12 protein-coding genes are annotated in these 15,269 nt (G+C 74.0%); 5 read left to right on the forward strand and 7 right to left on the reverse strand.

Annotated features, from left to right (window positions below):
- Positions 1-101 precede the first annotated feature (101 nt).
- The gene (locus ABGB17_RS01385; protein WP_347625821.1) at positions 102-1,847 is read right to left on the reverse strand and encodes an LCP family protein; all 1,746 of its coding nucleotides are present in this window, start codon (positions 1,845-1,847) and stop codon (positions 102-104) included.
- A gap of 235 nt (positions 1,848-2,082) precedes the next feature.
- Entirely contained in the window at positions 2,083-3,069 is a 987-nt protein-coding gene (locus tag ABGB17_RS01390) for a neutral zinc metallopeptidase (protein WP_347625822.1), read from the reverse strand.
- Between the two features lie 1,037 nt (positions 3,070-4,106).
- Between ABGB17_RS01390 and ABGB17_RS01395 the strand changes: the two genes are divergently transcribed.
- Both ABGB17_RS01395 and folP read left to right on the forward strand, forming a co-directional pair.
- The gene (locus tag ABGB17_RS01395) at positions 4,107-4,973 is read left to right on the forward strand and encodes a LysR family transcriptional regulator (protein ID WP_347625823.1); all 867 of its coding nucleotides are present in this window, start codon (positions 4,107-4,109) and stop codon (positions 4,971-4,973) included.
- Positions 4,974-5,113: 140 nt separating this feature from the next.
- A complete protein-coding gene (gene folP / locus ABGB17_RS01400; protein ID WP_347625824.1) occupies positions 5,114-5,983 on the forward strand; it encodes a dihydropteroate synthase in 870 nt (289 codons plus the stop codon).
- Here the strand turns inward: folP and ABGB17_RS01405 are convergent.
- The 3 genes from ABGB17_RS01405 to ABGB17_RS01415 form a co-directional block, all read right to left on the reverse strand.
- Positions 5,955-7,382 carry an aspartate aminotransferase family protein gene (locus ABGB17_RS01405; protein ID WP_347625825.1) on the reverse strand — a complete coding sequence of 476 codons (1,428 nt, stop codon included), beginning with the start codon at positions 7,380-7,382 and terminating at the stop codon, positions 5,955-5,957. The genes folP and ABGB17_RS01405 overlap by 29 nt on opposite strands.
- A 116-nt stretch (positions 7,383-7,498) precedes the next feature.
- Positions 7,499-9,076: an ATP-binding protein gene (locus ABGB17_RS01410; RefSeq protein WP_347625826.1), complete on the reverse strand. Its 1,578-nt coding sequence runs from the start codon at positions 9,074-9,076 to the stop codon at positions 7,499-7,501.
- The gene (locus ABGB17_RS01415; RefSeq protein ID WP_347625827.1) at positions 9,066-9,740 is read right to left on the reverse strand and encodes a response regulator transcription factor; all 675 of its coding nucleotides are present in this window, start codon (positions 9,738-9,740) and stop codon (positions 9,066-9,068) included. The genes ABGB17_RS01410 and ABGB17_RS01415 overlap by 11 nt, the downstream gene beginning before the upstream one ends.
- A 170-nt stretch (positions 9,741-9,910) precedes the next feature.
- Between ABGB17_RS01415 and ABGB17_RS01420 the strand changes: the two genes are divergently transcribed.
- The 3 genes from ABGB17_RS01420 (at position 9,911) to ABGB17_RS01430 (ending at position 13,087) form a co-directional block, all read left to right on the forward strand.
- Complete coding sequence (locus tag ABGB17_RS01420; RefSeq protein WP_347625828.1) at positions 9,911-11,086, forward strand: DUF2092 domain-containing protein; 1,176 nt, start codon at positions 9,911-9,913, stop codon at positions 11,084-11,086.
- A gap of 92 nt (positions 11,087-11,178) precedes the next feature.
- Positions 11,179-12,165, forward strand: a complete 987-nt coding sequence (locus ABGB17_RS01425; protein ID WP_347625829.1) for an ABC transporter ATP-binding protein — start codon at positions 11,179-11,181, stop codon at positions 12,163-12,165.
- Positions 12,152-13,087 (forward strand): ABC transporter permease subunit, encoded by a 936-nt coding sequence (locus tag ABGB17_RS01430; protein WP_347625830.1) that lies wholly within the window; start codon positions 12,152-12,154, stop codon positions 13,085-13,087. The genes ABGB17_RS01425 and ABGB17_RS01430 overlap by 14 nt, the downstream gene beginning before the upstream one ends.
- 357 nt (positions 13,088-13,444) lie before the next feature.
- On the opposite strand, the gene ABGB17_RS01435 is transcribed toward ABGB17_RS01430, so the two are convergent.
- Both ABGB17_RS01435 and ABGB17_RS01440 read right to left on the reverse strand, forming a co-directional pair.
- Complete coding sequence (locus ABGB17_RS01435; RefSeq protein WP_347625831.1) at positions 13,445-14,203, reverse strand: YcnI family protein; 759 nt, start codon at positions 14,201-14,203, stop codon at positions 13,445-13,447.
- 424 nt (positions 14,204-14,627) lie between these two features.
- On the reverse strand, positions 14,628-15,203 hold the full coding sequence (locus tag ABGB17_RS01440; protein ID WP_347625832.1) for an MFS transporter: 576 nt from the start codon (positions 15,201-15,203) through the stop codon (positions 14,628-14,630).
- Positions 15,204-15,269: the final 66 nt, after the last annotated feature.

Genomic DNA, 15,269 nt, shown 5'->3' on the forward strand with positions numbered 1-15,269 from the left:
AAATGAAGGGCCCGGTGACCGCGAGGGTCACCGGGCCCTTTCGTTTCGTGTGCCGTCGTTCGCGGCCGCGGGACCGGTGTGCGGACGCCGGGGAACCGGGCTCAGAAACCGCAGGACTCGGCGAGGGACTTGGCCGCGTCCTTCTTGCCCTGCTGGTTCGGGGTCGGGGTGCGGCCGGGGGTGGCGGTCGCACGAGGAGTGGGGGAGGAGCCGCTCGCGGCCGGCGTGGCGGCGGCGCCGGAGCCCGACGGGGCGGCGGTCACGCCGGCGGCCAGCGGGGGCCGTCCGTTCGTGGTGCGGGACGACTCGCGCAGCGCCTGGAGGGTGAGGCGGCGGATCTTGGCCCAGTCCGCCGAACCCGGCCAGATGGTGGGCGGCACGAACTGCAGGCTGGTGATCCTGGCGTCCTTGACCTTCAGCGCCAGCGGCACCAGGTGCTCCAGCAGGTCGCGCGGGATGTCGGTGCGGAACAGGTGCCGCGTGGCCGAGGCGATCTTGCCGAAATTGGCGAGCACCACGCTCGGCGTGGCCTGGTCGAGCAGCGCCCCCATGACGCAGCGCTGCCGCGACATGCGCGAGAAGTCGTCGCTGTTCACCCGGGAGCGGCCGTACCAGAGGACGTGCTCGCCGTCGAGCTTGCGGTACCCCGCCTTGATGGTGCCGGCCGTGCCGAAGTGGCCGCCCCACTTGATGTCCTGCTCGACCCGGATGCGCAGCCCGCCGATCGCGTCCACCAGCGCGGCGAAGCCGTACATGTCGACGATCACGTAGTAGTCGATGCGCAGGCCCAGGGTGTGGCCGATCGCCGCCTTCAGCTCCCGGGGTCCCTTGCCCTTGCCGAGGTGGTCCTCGGCGTACTGCCACAGCTCGTTGAGCAGGCCCTGCCCGGAGTCGCCGGTGAAGCCCTGGGGGAACCGCTCCGCCAGCGGGTCGCCCTTGGGGAAGCGCACGAACTGGAGGTTGCGCGGCAGGCCGAACATGACCGAGTTGCCGGTCCGCACGTCCACGCTCGCCACCGTCATGCTGTCGGTCCGCACGCCCGTGCGGTTGCCCGCCGCGTCGCCGCCGAGCAGCAGGAAGTTGACCCGGCGCTGGCCGTGCCAGGGGTCCTCCTGCCGGACCGGGGCCGCCGCCGCCGGGTCGTCCGGTTCGGAGGGGAACACGGCGTTGGCGGTGTTGCGCACGGTCATGATGCTGCCGGCGGTCAGCGCGAACGGCCCCATGATGCCCACGCACAACACGCCGACCACGATGCCGGAGATGACCTGCCCCGTCTGCGGGAGCCGGTGGGGCCCGAGCGCGACGTACGAGGTGATGAGGAGCGCGAACCAGCCGAGCGCGCCGACCCCGGCGGCCACCATCAGGCCCACCAGCGTGCTGTCCTTGGCCGCGAACCCGAGGTCGGAGCGCACCAGCAGCGCGAAGCCCGCCGCGACGAGCAGCAGCACGCCGAACGCGCCGAGCAGGATGTACCCGGCGCGCCGCCGGCCGGCGCGCAGATGGGCGGCGCCCGGCAGCACGGCCGACAGGACGGTCCATCCGATGATGGACCCGGTGCTCAGCGGCTTGGCGAAACGGGGCCCGGACGGCGTGCGCGGGGCGCGTGAGGCCGGCGGCGCGGACTCGGGGCGGTCCTCGGATCCCTCGGGGCGGCGGTCCTCGGGGCTGCCGTCCTTCGGGCGGCGCTCCCTGGGGCGGCGCTGAGGACGGCGGACCTTGGGACGGTTGTCAGCCGTCTCCGCGGGGGTCTCCGGTGTCTCGGGTGCTTTCGGGTTGTCCGGTGTCTCAGGTGTGCGGTCACCTTCGCCGGCAGCCTCCTGGGTGGTGCGGCCACGAGGCGTGCTCACAAGCGCTCCCTGCTGACTGTCCGAATCCAGCCGCCCACCAGGCGAAACGCCTCTCGTCGGCCCCCCGTGGTCCACGGAATTCCTGGATTCTAACCCCCATACCTGGACATCAAAGACCCAAACCCAATATCAGGAAATCGAGCGGTTACAAGTGGCTTACGGGTACATGACGCCGTACCCGCCCCCGCGGCGCGCGACGACCGGCGTTTCCGCAGGTCACAGCGCCGCGGTGGGATCAGGAGACCGTGGAGGCGGGGGCGAGCCAGGTGTTGCACTGCGCGACGCGGGTGCGTTCGTAGCCCTGCTTGAACCACCGGCCGCTGTTGGCCGGTGAACCGTGGTCGCGGGGGCGGCCCGGCCAGTCGCCGACGTTGGAGAAGAAGTAGTACAGGGTGTTGCGGCGCGCCGGGGGGATCGGGTAGCTCGCGGCGACCGACCGCATCCACAGGCCGCCGAAGCAGTTGGCCTGCAGCTCGAACCGGCGGCTCAGTGCCAGCCGGCCGCTGGTGGAGCGCGAGGCGAGGTGCTTGCTCCACCAGGAGTTGGACAGGCCCGACAGGTACTGCACGTGGTGGCCGTACTCGTGGGACATCATGCCGGTGATGGCGCCGTGCCAGTTCGACAGCGACCCGTACCCCTGCTGGTTGCCGCGCCCGCGCGCGATCGCCGAGGTGGCGGCGTAGATGGTGGTGTTGCGCGGGCAGTAGTAGGGCACGATGCTGCCGCGCTGCGGGAAGTCGCCGCACGCCCCCCGGCCGCCGCGCGCCTTGATCGCGTACCCGGGCGGGGAGAAGGGGATGCCGGCCTTGCGCAGGGCCGGGGCCCAGGTGCGTCCCATGCACTGGCCCGTCTTCAGGATCAGGTCCTTGAGCTGGGCGTCGTTGTAGATGTTGGTCGCCCTGGCCCGGCAGGGCAGGCGCGGCAGGCCCTTGATGAGGTACACGGAGTTGCGGGTCAGCGTGGTGTTGCGCGCGGGCAGGGTGACCGACGGCCGCTCGGCCCGGCGCGTGGGGGTGGCCCGCGGCCGGGTCGCCACCGGGTCGGGCTCCTCGCTGCGTGACCTGTCCGGGTCCGGCTCCTCGCTGCGTGACCTGTCCGGGTCGTACGTCGGGATCGCCACCGGCGACGGCGGGTCCGGGATGCGCGCCCTGGACAGCAGCGCCGACCCCAGGACCAGTAACACGAACACCACCGCGACCGCCCCCAGCAGCCCCCCGATCACCGCCCCGGCCCCCGACCGCCGCGGCGGCGGCCGCCACCCGTGCGGCGGCGTCCCGGGCCCGCCCCATCCCGCGGGCGGGGGCAACGGCGCGGGCCGCTGCCCGGGGCGAGGGGGAGGCGGCGCGGCGTACGGCCGCCCCGGCGGCTGCCCGTGCCCCGGCTGCCCGTGCCCCGGCCGGCCGGGGTATGGCTGCCCAGTGCCCGGTTGCCCAGCGCCGGGTTGCCCAGTGCCCGGTTGCACGGTGCCCGGCTGTCCATGACCCGCTTGCCCGGGGTACGGCCGGCCGGGGTGCGGACGCCCGTGCCGTCCTTGCCCGGGGTGCGGCGCGCCTGGCTGCCCGGGGTACGGCTGTCCGGACCCCGGTGGTGCCTGCGGGGGCCCGTACGGCCCGGGGCCCGGCGGCGGGCCGTGGTGCGCGGGTCCGGACGGACCTGGACCCTGGGGCGGCGGTGCCTGTGGTTCCGGTCCCCGCGGCGCGTACGGCGGGCGGTACGCCTGCGGCGGCGCCGGGGCGGCCTGTTGTGCCGGCCCGGCGGGATAGGAAGGTCGCGGGGCGTCCGGCGGGTACGGTTGTGGCGCCTGGTGCCCGTACGGCCCCGGTGTGCCCTGGGGCGACGGTGGCTCCTGGTGTCCGTACGGCCTTGGGGTGCCCTGGGGTGGTGGTGCCTGTCCGTACGGCCCCGGTGTGCCCTGGGGTGGTTGTGGTGGGTCCTCGGGTGGCACGCCCGGCGACGGGTACGACCGGGTGGCGGACGGCGGGACGGGGGGACCCTGGGGTGGCGGGTAGGGGTGGCGGCCGCCGGGGGGCGGTGGATGTTGTCCGTTGTGGGTCATATCCGGCCCCCCTTAACCGGCCTCAATGGGCCGCACTGATCTCCCCCGTCACAAGATCCACATTTTGCCGCATTTTGGGCAGAACTTTACTCATTTCCCTATAGTCACGGATGTCGCCGTATCTGGTTACATTCTGAAATCATCCGAGGTGATCTCCGCGATGTTCCGGAATCGCCGCCGCTCTCTGCCCTAGCTTCAATGCCATGAATCTGCAGCAGCTCCGTTATGTGGTCGCCACTGCGGAGCACCGCACCATGACAGACGCGGCCAGATCGCTGTACATCGCACAGCCCGCCCTTTCCCGTGCCATCCGCGATCTGGAACGGGAGCTCGGCATGACGCTCTTCGCCCGTTCCGGGCGGGGAGTGGTCGTGACCGCCCAGGGCCGCCGCGTCGTGAAGCTCGCCAGAGAGGCCCTCGACGCCGTGCACGAGATCGAGGCCCTCGCCACACAGACCCATTCCGGCGGCGAGTTACGCCTCGCGTCACCGCCCAGTCTGGAATCGGTCCTGGCGGGTCGTCTGCTGCCCGCGTACGTCGCCGAACATCCGGGCGTCCGCGTGCATGTGGTGCGGTGCGACGGGCGGGACGGCGTGGTCAACGCCATCCGCGAGCAGCGCGCCGACCTCGGCCTGACCGACCTCCCCGTCCCCGCCGACCTGGTCAGCCATCCCCTGGAACGGCAGGAGATCGTCCTGCTGTCGCCGCCCGGCCTCGAACTGCCCGACACGGTGCCGATGGTCCGCCTGAACGCCATGCGCCTGGTCCTGCCACCCCCCGGCAGCGCGCGGCGCCGCGAGTTCGAGCAGCTCTTCGCCACCTACGGCGTGCGGCCGGTGATCGCCGCCGAGATCGACGAGCGCGGCTCCTGGCCGATGGCGATCCGCGCCTCCTCGGCGTCCATGCTGGGGTACCGCGGCATGGCCGACCAGGCCGCCAAGGCGGGGCTGGTGGTGCGGTCCCTGGATCCGACGCTGCGCCGCATCATCGCGCTGGTGCACGCGCGCAAGCGCCTCGCCGGCATGGCGCAGGACTTCCTCTCGGTGGCCGAAGGCGCTTCCTCGGTCTGACCGTTTTGGAGCGTTCCCAGACGGCTGGTTCCGTCCGGCCGGCCCTGGGGCACGCGACGCCACGGCCCGCCGTGACGGCCGCCCGCCCGCGCGGTGTGGGGCCGCGCGGCGCTTCCCCGGCCCGGCGTACGCTTGCGGTGATGCACACTCCGCACACCCTGCGCCTGCGTGGCCGTGAGTTCCCTCCGGGAGACTTCGCCGTCATGGCCGTGGTCAACCGCACGCCCGACTCCTTCTTCGACCAGGGCAGGACGTACGGCTTCGACGCCGCCGTGCGGGCGGTGGACGAGGCGGTGCGCGCCGGGGCCGACATCGTGGACATCGGCGGGGTCAAGGCGGGCCCGGGTGACACCGTGGACGCCGCGGAGGAGATCCGCCGCGTCGCCGGCCTCGTGGCCGCGGTGCGAGAGGCCCACCCCGAGCTGGTGATCAGCGTGGACACCTGGCGCGCCGAGGTGGGCGAGGTGGTCGCCGAGGCGGGCGCCGACCTGCTCAACGACACCTGGGGCGGCCCCGACCCTCGCCTGGCGGAGGTGGCCGCCGCGTACGGCATCGGGCTGGTGTGCGCGCACGCGGGCCGCGCCGCGCCCCGCACCAGGCCGCACCGGGTCGGCTACGACGACGTGGTGGCCGAGGTCGTCGCGCACGTCACCATGCTGGCCGAGAGGGCCGTGGCGGCCGGGGTGCGCGAGGACGCCGTGCTGATCGACCCGGCGCACGACTTCGGGAAGAACACCTGGCACTCCCTGACGGTGAGCCGCCGCCTGCACGAGCTGACCGGCACCGGACTGCCGGTGCTGGTGGCCGTCTCCAACAAGGACTTCGTGGGCGAGACCCTCGGCGGCCTGCCCGTGTCCGAGCGCCACGCCGGCACGCTCGCCACCCTCGCCGTGTCCGCCTGGCAGGGCGCCCGCGTCTTCCGCGTGCACGACCCCGCGTCCGCGCGCACCGCCCTGGACGCCGTCGCCCGCCTGCGCTCCCTCAGCCGTACAGCACCGACAGGAACCTGATCAGGATGGCCTCCCGGGTCGCGGCGGGGAGGGCGTCGAGCACGGTGTTCACGACGGCCATCTCGGGCTGGCCCGAGCCGCCGAGGTCCACGCCGACGGACGCCGCCAGCTCGCTGAACGTCGCGTCGTCGAGGGCGTCGAGGTCCAGGGACGCGAGGATCTCCGGCAGCCCGTCCGGCACCTGCGCGGGTCCCTTCTCGCGGGCGGCGCGGGCCGAGGCGGCGATCACCTCCAGCATGGCGTCCACGCCGGCGAGCGTCACGCCGGTGACCGTGATGTGCAGGTTGGCGGGGATGCCGGCGTAGGAGAGCTGGGGCTGCAGGAACCAGCCGAGCTTGCGGGCCTCGTCGGACAGCACGAAGACGTCCACCTCGCCGTCCCCGGTGAACGCCACCAGCGACGAATCAGGCTCGCCGAGCACCCGCAGGCCGGGGATCTCGCCGATGCCGTCGATGAGGCGGCGGGTGGCGGCGAGGGTGTTCTTGGCGAGGTCGAGGTACCCGTCGCGGCCGATCGCGTTGAGTGTCGCCCAGGCGCCGCCGAGCGGGCCCGCCGACTTGGAGCTCTGCACGGTCGAGTTGATGATCGTGTAGCCGGGCCAGGCGCCGGAGGCGAAGTACGCCGCGCGGCGCATCGCGGGGTCGGCGAACAGCACCACCGACGCGCCCTTCGGGGTGTAGCCGTACTTGTGCAGGTCGCACGAGATGGACGTCACGCCGGGCACCGACAGGTCGAACGGCGGCACGGGCTGCCCGGCCTCGGCCAGCCACGGCAGCAGCCACCCGCCGACGCAGGCGTCCACGTGGCACGGCACCCCGCGCGCGGCCGCCGCCGCGGCGATCTCGGTCACCGGGTCCACCACGCCCTGCGGGTACGACGGCGCCGACGCCACCACCAGCACGGTCGCGGGCGTGATCGCCGCTGCCGTCGCCGCCGGGTCCGCCCGGAACGTCGCCGGGTCCACCGGCACCGCCACCACGTCCAGCCCGAGGTAGTGCGCCGCCTTGTGGAACGCCGGGTGCGCGGTCACCGGCACCACGATCTCCGCCCGCCCGGCGTCCCGCCGGACGTCCCTGGCCGCCTTCACCGCCAGCATGATGGACTCGGTGCCGCCGCTGGTGAAGATGCCCGGGGCGCCGGGGCCGCCGCCGAGCAGGCTCGCGACCGCGCCGACGACCTGCCGCTCCATCGCCACGACGCTCGGGAACGCCGTCGGGTCCAGCGTGTTCACTTCCAGCATCTGCGCGTACGCGCGGGCCGCCGCCTCGTGCACCTCGGCGCGGCCGGTGTCGTACACGTACGCGGTGACCTTCCCGCCGCGCACCTGCAGGTCGTCCTGCCGCAGCCGCGCGATCTCGGCGAGCAGCTCGTCGGCGGACCGACCGTTCTCAGGGAGCACGTGCCCTCCAGGCGCCGGTGACAGATCCCTACATGAGATCACATACCACCATGGAAGGGGCGCACGCGAGAGGGCCGGCCGGGCTCCCCGAACAGATGGCCGCCGGGGACCGGCGTTCAGGCGAGAGGGAGCCGGACGACGGCGCGCAGCCCGGGCCCGGCGTCCTCCAGGTGCACCGAGCCACCGTGGGCCCGCACCGTCTCCCGCACGATGGCGAGCCCGAGCCCGGCGCCGCCCTCGTCCCTGCTGCGCGCGTGGTCGAGGCGGGTGAACCGGTGGAACACCCGCTCACGGTCCGCCTCCGGCACACCCGGCCCGTCGTCGGTCACCACGACCACCGCCTGCTCCCGGGCTCTCAGCTCCACCGACACCCGCGACCTGGCGTGCCGCACCGCGTTGTCGAGCAGGTTGACCAGCACCCGCATGAGGTCCATGGCGTCGCCCCGCACCGCCGCCCGGTCCACCACGCCGAGCTTCACCAGCGCCCCGTCGTACCGCTCGGCGGTGGAGGCGACCAGGTCGCCGAGGTCCACGTGCTCCATGCGGTGCGGGCGGCGCCGCTCGTCCAGCCGGGCCAGGGTGAGCAGGCCCTCGGCGAGCCGGCTGAGCCGCATCGTGTCCTCAAGCACCCCCTCTGCCGTCTCCCGCCAGTCCTGGCCCTCGGGGTGGCCGAGCGCCACCTCCAGTTGCAGGCGGATGCTGGCCAGCGGGCTGCGCAGCTCGTGTGCGGCGTCCGACACCAGGGCCCGCTGGGACGCGCCGGCCGCCTCCAGCCGGGCCAGCATGGCGTTCAGGGTGGTCGCGAGGTCATGCACCTCGTCGCGGGCCTCGGGCACCGGCAGGCGGGCGGCCCGCGCGGTGCCGCTGATCTCCTCGGCGCCCCGGCGCAGCGCAGCGATGGGCCGCAGCGTCCGCCCGATGATCATCCAGCTCGCGACGGCCAGCAGCAGGAGCAGCAGGGGAGTGCCGACGACCAGCGTGTGCACCGTCGTGGAGATGCTGTCGGAGACGTCCTTGAACGACCGGGCGGCGATCACCGTGCGTCCCTGGTCGGCCTGCACGACGACCACACGCAGCGGGCCGGGGATGCCGTACGGCCCGCCGTCCACGAACAGCCCCCGGCCGCCCTGGCGCACGGCGCGGTCGCGGGCGGGCACCAGCGGCACCAGCCGGTCGGCGCCCGGCGTGACGTGCGTGATGCGCCCCCGGGAGTCCAGGACCTGCACGATCGTGCCGTCCGGCACCGTGATCGGGTCGTACAGCCGCCCGGCGTCCGCGAGCGTCGCCACGTCCCTGGCCCGCTGGTAGGCCACCTCGTCGGTGGACGTGATCAGCGCCCGCCCGAGCACCAGCACCAGCAGCCCCGCCGCCAGCGCCAGCGCCACGGCCAGCGCCGCCGACGCCGTGATCGTGAGCCGCAGCCGCAGGCTCCGCCGCCGCCACCACACCAGCGGCGCCGGCGCCCGCCACCCGGAGCCCTCGGCCCGCGCTGCGCCGCCTGCCCGGCCGGCGTCCCCGGGCCGCCCGGCCCGCGCTGCGCCGCCTGCCCGGCCGGCGTCCCCGGGCCGCCCGGCCCGCGCTGCGCCGCCTGCCCGGCCGGCGTCCCCGGGCCGCCCGGCCCGCGCTGCGCCGCCTGTCCGGCCGGCGTCCCCGGGTCGCCCGGGACGCGCGGCGCCGCTCGTGTCAGCCGCCATCGCCGGACAGCCGGTAGCCCGCGCCGCGCACGGTGCGCAGGGTGGTGCGCCCGAACGGGGCGTCGATCTTCCTGCGCAGGTAGCCGACGTACACCTCGACGACGTTGGGGTCGGTGTCGTAGGTGTCCCAGACGTGCTCCAGGATCTCGGTCTTGGACACCACCTCGCCGGGGCGGCGCAGCAGGTACTCCAGCAGGCCGAACTCGCGCGGCGTCAGCTCGATCGGCTCGCCGCCGCGGGTGACGGTGCGGGCCGCCGGGTCGAGCGCCAGGTCCCCCGCGCGCAGCACCGCGGGCCGGCGGCGGGCGCCGCGCCGCATCAGGGCACGCAGCCGCGCCACCAGCACGACGTAGGAGAACGGCTTGGTGAGGTAGTCGTCGGCGCCGAGGTCCAGCCCGTCCGCCAGGTCGTACTCGCCGTCCTTGGCCGACAACATCAGGATCGGCACCCAGTTCTCCTCGGCGCGCAGCCGCTCGCACACCTTGTAGCCCGACAACCCCGGCAGCATGATGTCCAGCACGACGGCGTCGTAGTCGCCCTCCCTGGCCAGGTGCAGGCCGTCCTCGCCGTCGTGGGCCAGGTCCACCGCGAAGCCCTCCGCCTGCAGCCCGCGGCGCAGCGCGGCGGCCATCCGCCTCTCGTCCTCCACGACGAGCACCCGCATCTGCCGACCCTTTCCGTCATTCCCGCCTGCTCGCCCCATCTTGGCCCCACCGGGCTGAGACGCGGCTGAGAGGCCTCTCAGCTCGTCTCAGCTTCGGCACAGGGGCCACCCGGCAGTCTGAACTCTGTCCGCTCCGGGCGACACCGGGCGGCATAACGTTGAGGAGTGACATGCCGTACAACACGACACGCGCCATGAAGTGGGGCGTCCCGGTCGCGGCCCTCACCGTCGTCGGCGCCGCCGTGGCCGCCGGGCCGGTCATCGCGGCCGTCCAGGGCGACCCCACGCTGCCCGAGCGTACCGCCGCCCAGTTGCTGGCCGAGGTGGCGAGGAACGCGCAGCGGGCCGGGCCCCCCGTCATGTCGGGCACCGTGGTCGCCACCACGTCCCTCGGCCTCCCCTCCCTGCCGCTGCCCGGGGGCACCAGCAGCTCGCCGATGGCCCTGCTGTCCGGCTCCCACACGGTGAAGGTGTGGTACGGCGGCGACGACCGGCTGCGGCTGGCGCTGCCGGGCTCGATGAGCGAGACCGACCTCATCTCCGACGGCAAGGGCCAGGCGTGGTTGTGGCGCAGCGACGCCAACACCGCCACCCGGTTCACCCTGCCGAAGTCGAAGGACGGCCACCGGACCCCGCCGCCGTCGTCCCTGGCGCCCGGCCTGACGCCGGACGCCATGGCCGCCCAGGTGCTGAAGGCCGCCGAGTCCAGCGGCACGGCCGTCTCGGTGGACAAGTCCCAGCAGGTCGCCGGGCGCCCGTCCTACCAGCTCGTGCTCACGCCCAAGCAGCCCGCCTCGCTGATCAAGGAGGTCAGGCTCGCGCTGGACGGGGAGAAGTTCATCCCGCTCCGGGTGCAGGTGTACGCCAAGGGCACCACCGAGCCGGCCATCGAGGTGGGCTTCACGCAGGTCACGTTCACCGCCCCGGCGCCGGAGAACTTCGCCTTCACCCCGCCCGCCGGCGCCAAGGTCGAGCACAAGGCCTTCGACGCGGAGTCGGCGCCTCCCGGCCTGTGGGGCGGCGACCACGGCAAGCCCGGCGCGTCGCCCGCGTCGGCGGACAAGCTGCGCACGTTCGGCAGCGGGTGGGCCACCGTCGCCGAGATCCCCTTCTCGGGGACCGGACCCGCCACGCCGCCCGCCGGCGGCGACCGCCGTCCCGGCGAGGCCGACCCCTCCAAGGTGCTCGACACCCTGCTCAAGTCCGGCAAACCGGTCTCCGGCCCCTGGGGCAGCGGACGGGTCATCCAGACCAAGCTGATCAGTGTCCTGATCACCGACGACGGCCGCCTGCTGGCCGGCGCGGTGACCCCGCAGGCCCTCACCGAAGCGGCCGGCCGCGGGTGACCACCGTCACGGGGCAGGGGGCGCACCAGGCGGCGCCCTCTCGCCCCACCCCCGCCACCGTCTGGCCCACGTCCGCGCAGGGAGCGCACGCCATGCCGACCACCCACGCCACCGCCGTCCAGCCGGACGCGGCGACCCCGTTCCCCGGGGACCACGCGATCGTGTCGCGGGGGCTGACCAAACGGTTCCGCGGCGGGCAGGTCGCGGTCGACGCGCTCGACCTGGTGGTGCCGCGCGGGTCGGTGTTCGGGTTCCTCGGGCCCAACGGGTCGGGGAAGACGACGACGATCCGCATGCTGCTCGGCCTGATGCGGCCCACCGGGGGCGGGTGCGAGGTGCTCGGGCGGTCCATGCCGGACGGGCTCGCGGCCGTGCTGCCCAAGGTCGGGGCCGTAGTGGAGGGGCCCGCGTTCTACCCGCACCTCAGCGGTGAGGCCAACCTGCGGCGGTACGACGCCGCCGACCCCACCGCCGACCCGCGCACCGTACGGCGCAGGGTGGCGGACGCCCTGGACCGGGTGGGTCTCGGCGCCGCGGCCGGGAAACGGTACAAGGCGTACTCGCTCGGCATGCGCCAGCGGCTCGCGCTCGCGGCCGCGCTGCTGACCCCGCGTGAACTGCTCATCCTCGACGAGCCCACCAACGGGCTCGACCCGCAGGGCACCCGCGAGGTGCGTTCGCTCATCAAGGACGTCGCCTCCGACGGGACCACGGTGTTCGTGTCGTCGCACCTGCTCGCCGAGGTGGAGCAGATGTGCACCGACCTCGGCGTCATGCGCTCGGGCCGGCTGGTCGCGCAGGGGCCCCTGCGGGAGCTTCTCGCCCAGCGTGCCCCCCGGGTCCGCGTGGAGACGGCGCAGGTCGCCCAGGCGGCGTCCGTGCTCAACCAGCTCGGCCTCGGCGGCCTGCGCACCGGCGACTTCGAGGTGACCGCCGACCTCGGCGACCTGCTTCCCGAGCGGGTCAACGCCGCGCTCGTCGGGGACGGCGTCGCGGTGCGCGGCTTCGCCGTCCAGCGGCCGAGCCTTGAGGAAGTGTTCGTGGACCTGACCGGGGAGGGTTTCGATGTCGACGGTTGAGACGACCACGCGGGGTACGCCGGCTCCGCTCGCGGAGACCCTGGGGACGGCGCCGGTCCTGGAGGGCGACGTGCGGAGCACACAGGCGGTGTCGCGGAGACCGCGGCCGGTGCGGGCCGCGTTCCGGCTGCTCGGGTCGGAGGTGAGCCTGACGCTCCGCAGGCCGAGGAACCTGGTGCTGATCGCCCTGGCGGCCAGCGTGCCGGTGATCCTCGGCATCGTGCTGCGGCTCGTGGGCGGGGACGACGACGCCCCGGCGATCGTGCTCCAGATCGGCGGGAACGGGCTGATGCTGACGTTCGCGTCGATGCTGATGCTGGTGCAACTGCTGCTGCCGCTCACCGTCGCGGTGGTCGCGGGGGACGCCGTCGCCGGCGAGGCCAGCCTCGGCACCCTGCGCTACCTGCTCACCGCCCCGGCCGGACGCACACGGCTGCTGCTGCTCAAGTTCGCCAACGTCACGATCTACGCGCTGGTCTGCTGCGCGGTCGTGGCCGTCGTCGCGCTGATCGTCGGGGTCGCGCTGTTCCCGGTGGGCCCGGTGCAGCTCCTGTCCGGCGCCACCGTCTCGGTCGCCGAGGGCCTGCTGCGCGTCGCAATGGTCGTCGGGTACGTCACCCTCGGCATGGCGGCGTTCGGTGCCGTCGGCATCGCCGTCTCGACCTTCACCGACGTGCCCATCGGTGCCGTCGCGGTGAGCGTGGTCGCCATGGTCTTCTCGCAGGTCATCATGCTGGTCCCGCAACTCGAGCCGGTGCGCCCGTACCTGCTGACCACCTGGTGGAACTCCTTCGACGGCGTGCTCCGCGACCCCATCGCCGCCGACGTGCTCGGCCAGGGCCTCCTGGTCTTCGCCGCGTACACCTTCGTCTTCGGCGCGATCGCCTGGTCCCGCTTCACCGGCCGCGACATCACCACCTGACCCGTCCACCCGCCTCCGGCCTCCGACGCCGGAGGCGGGGCCGATGGGCGGGACGCAGCGTCTCCCGCCCACCGGCGGTCCGGGGGAGCCGGCCGGATCGGCTCGGTCCGGCTTTCGGCTCGATCGGGCTTTCGGCTCGATCGGGCTTTCGGCTCGATCGGGCTTTCGGCTCGATCGGGCTTTCGGCTCGGTCCGACCTTCGGCTCGGTCCGACCTTGGATCAGACCGGCCTTCGGGGCAGACCGACCCTCGGACCAGACCGCTCTGATCGACTGAGGCCGTCTCAGACCGCTCTGATCGGCTCAGATCGGCTCAGATCAGGTCGGTCCGGGCCGGCTCCGGCCGGCTCGGGCCGCTTCAGGCGGCAGGTGTGCCGCGTCCGCGGCGCAGGGCCAGGGCGGCGACGACGAGGCCGATCACCCCCACGGCGAGGCCGGCGCCGGCCAGCAGCCGGGCGGTGCCGTCGGAGGCCGCCGGGCTGTGCGCGACGTTCTCGGCGTGCAGCGTCGGGCCGCCGGACGCCGCGGCGGACGGGGAGGCGGAGTGCGACGGGCCCGCGCCGTGCTCGTCCTCGCCGGAGGGGGCCACCAGCTTGAGGGTCGGCACCGGGCGCTCGGCCTCGGAGCCGTCGGCCTTCGGCTCGTCCGCCCACTTGACGACCTCACCGCTGGAGTAGGTCTGCGTCGCGGGGAACATGAGCTGGTCGGTGTCCTCGGGCAGCCCGCCGAGCGACACCTCGAACTCCTGGAACTGGTGCGGCTCGATCTTCCCCCCGGACCACGTGATCTTGGTCACCGCCTTGGTGATCTCGCCGTACTTCGACTGCACCGGCTTCGGCAGCTTCCCCTCGGTCACCTCGACCTTCCACCCCGGCAGCGGACGCACCGACACGAACGGCAACGGGTGGTCGAGCGGGAAGTCCACGACGAGCTTGGTCGTGGAGGCGTCGTCCCGCTCGTTGGGGACGCGGAAGGCCACCTTGCTGAAACTGCCCTTCTCGGCCGTGCCGGGCTGGATGGTGACGTGGGCGAACGCGGGCAGGGCGAGCCCCACGGTGAGGGCGAGGACGCCGGCGGCGACGGCGGCCACACGGCGCGCCGAGGTACGCAGGGACATTGAGAGGTCTCCACTTCGAATGGTCAGAGGAAAGGCGGGACGCGTCGGCGTCCATGGGAGGGCGCGGGACCGGCCGGCGCGACGTTCCCTGGCGAGGCGTGGCACGGGCGATCGTGACGAATCGCGCGGCCCGAACGATCCCCGGCAAGGGCCGTGCGGTCCGAACGATCCCCGGCAAGGGGCCGTGCCGTCCGGACGTTCCCCCGCAAGGGCCGTGCGGTCCCGTCGTTTCCCGGTAAGGGGTCGCGTGGTCCGGTCGTTTCCCGGTACGGGATCGTCCGGCCCGGACGCTTCGGGATCGCGCGGTCCGGACGGTCCCCGGTGGCGGGTCGTGCGGATCGGGCGCCGGGCGCATGTGGCCCGGTGCCGCGCCAGGGGCGATGGCGGCCAGGCGGCAATGGGGGCCGCCGTGTCTCGCGGGGTGTCAGGAGGCGGCGGGAAGTGGAGGACCGCGTCTGCGGACGGAGTTACGCAGCTCCCGGCGAGCCGGGGCGAGGTGAAGGTGACGGGGCGGGCGGGGCTCGCGACGCCACGGGACGCCTGCGGGGACGCCGGAGAGCAAGGCCAGCACACGCCGCAGGGCCCGCACCGCGAGCGTGCCGACCCGCCGCAGCACCGACCACAGGGCGGACTCGCCCTGGGCCAGCCACCAGCCGGTGATCAGCGTGGCGGTGAGGTGGGCCAGCAGCATGCCGATATCGGCACCGAGCCCGGCCTCGTGCGTGAGGTGGAGACGCAGCGGCGCCCCGCCGGCCGAGGCACCGAGGAGCTGATGCAGCCCCGCCTGCGTGCCGATCAGGAACAGGGTGATCGTCAGCGGCGACCGCTCCCGCCCGGCCACCAGCGCCGCCAGCAGCACGACCGCGCCGCCACCCACGCCCACGGCCTGCCACGCGGGCCCGGCCCCGCCGGCCACCCGGTGCCCGAGCACGGCAAGACCCACGCAGACGACCGTGAAGGCGGCCGCCCGCGCAAGACGCAGGGGGAGGCGGGCACGCATGACGCCCCACATAGTGTCACGCCCCGGGCACACCTGTCCCGCCCCCGCCAGGCATGTCCCCTGCGC

The organism is Sphaerisporangium sp. B11E5 (assembly GCF_039871875.1).
GTDB lineage: Bacteria > Actinomycetota > Actinomycetes > Streptosporangiales > Streptosporangiaceae > Sphaerisporangium.

Excerpts from the sequence above, each read along its gene's own strand:
- ABGB17_RS01395 (WP_347625823.1), top strand. The coding sequence starts at position 4,107 with ATGAATCTGCAGCAGCTCCGTTATGTGGTCGCCACTGCGGAGCACCGC.
- folP (WP_347625824.1), top strand. The coding sequence starts at position 5,114 with ATGCACACTCCGCACACCCTGCGCCTGCGTGGCCGTGAGTTCCCTCCG.
- ABGB17_RS01410 (WP_347625826.1), bottom strand. The coding sequence starts at position 9,076 with ATGGCGGCTGACACGAGCGGCGCCGCGCGTCCCGGGCGACCCGGGGAC.
- ABGB17_RS01415 (WP_347625827.1), bottom strand. The coding sequence starts at position 9,740 with ATGCGGGTGCTCGTCGTGGAGGACGAGAGGCGGATGGCCGCCGCGCTG.
- ABGB17_RS01420 (WP_347625828.1), top strand. The coding sequence starts at position 9,911 with ATGCCGTACAACACGACACGCGCCATGAAGTGGGGCGTCCCGGTCGCG.
- ABGB17_RS01425 (WP_347625829.1), top strand. The coding sequence starts at position 11,179 with ATGCCGACCACCCACGCCACCGCCGTCCAGCCGGACGCGGCGACCCCG.
- ABGB17_RS01430 (WP_347625830.1), top strand. The coding sequence starts at position 12,152 with ATGTCGACGGTTGAGACGACCACGCGGGGTACGCCGGCTCCGCTCGCG.
- ABGB17_RS01435 (WP_347625831.1), bottom strand. The coding sequence starts at position 14,203 with ATGTCCCTGCGTACCTCGGCGCGCCGTGTGGCCGCCGTCGCCGCCGGC.
- ABGB17_RS01440 (WP_347625832.1), bottom strand. The coding sequence starts at position 15,203 with ATGCGTGCCCGCCTCCCCCTGCGTCTTGCGCGGGCGGCCGCCTTCACG.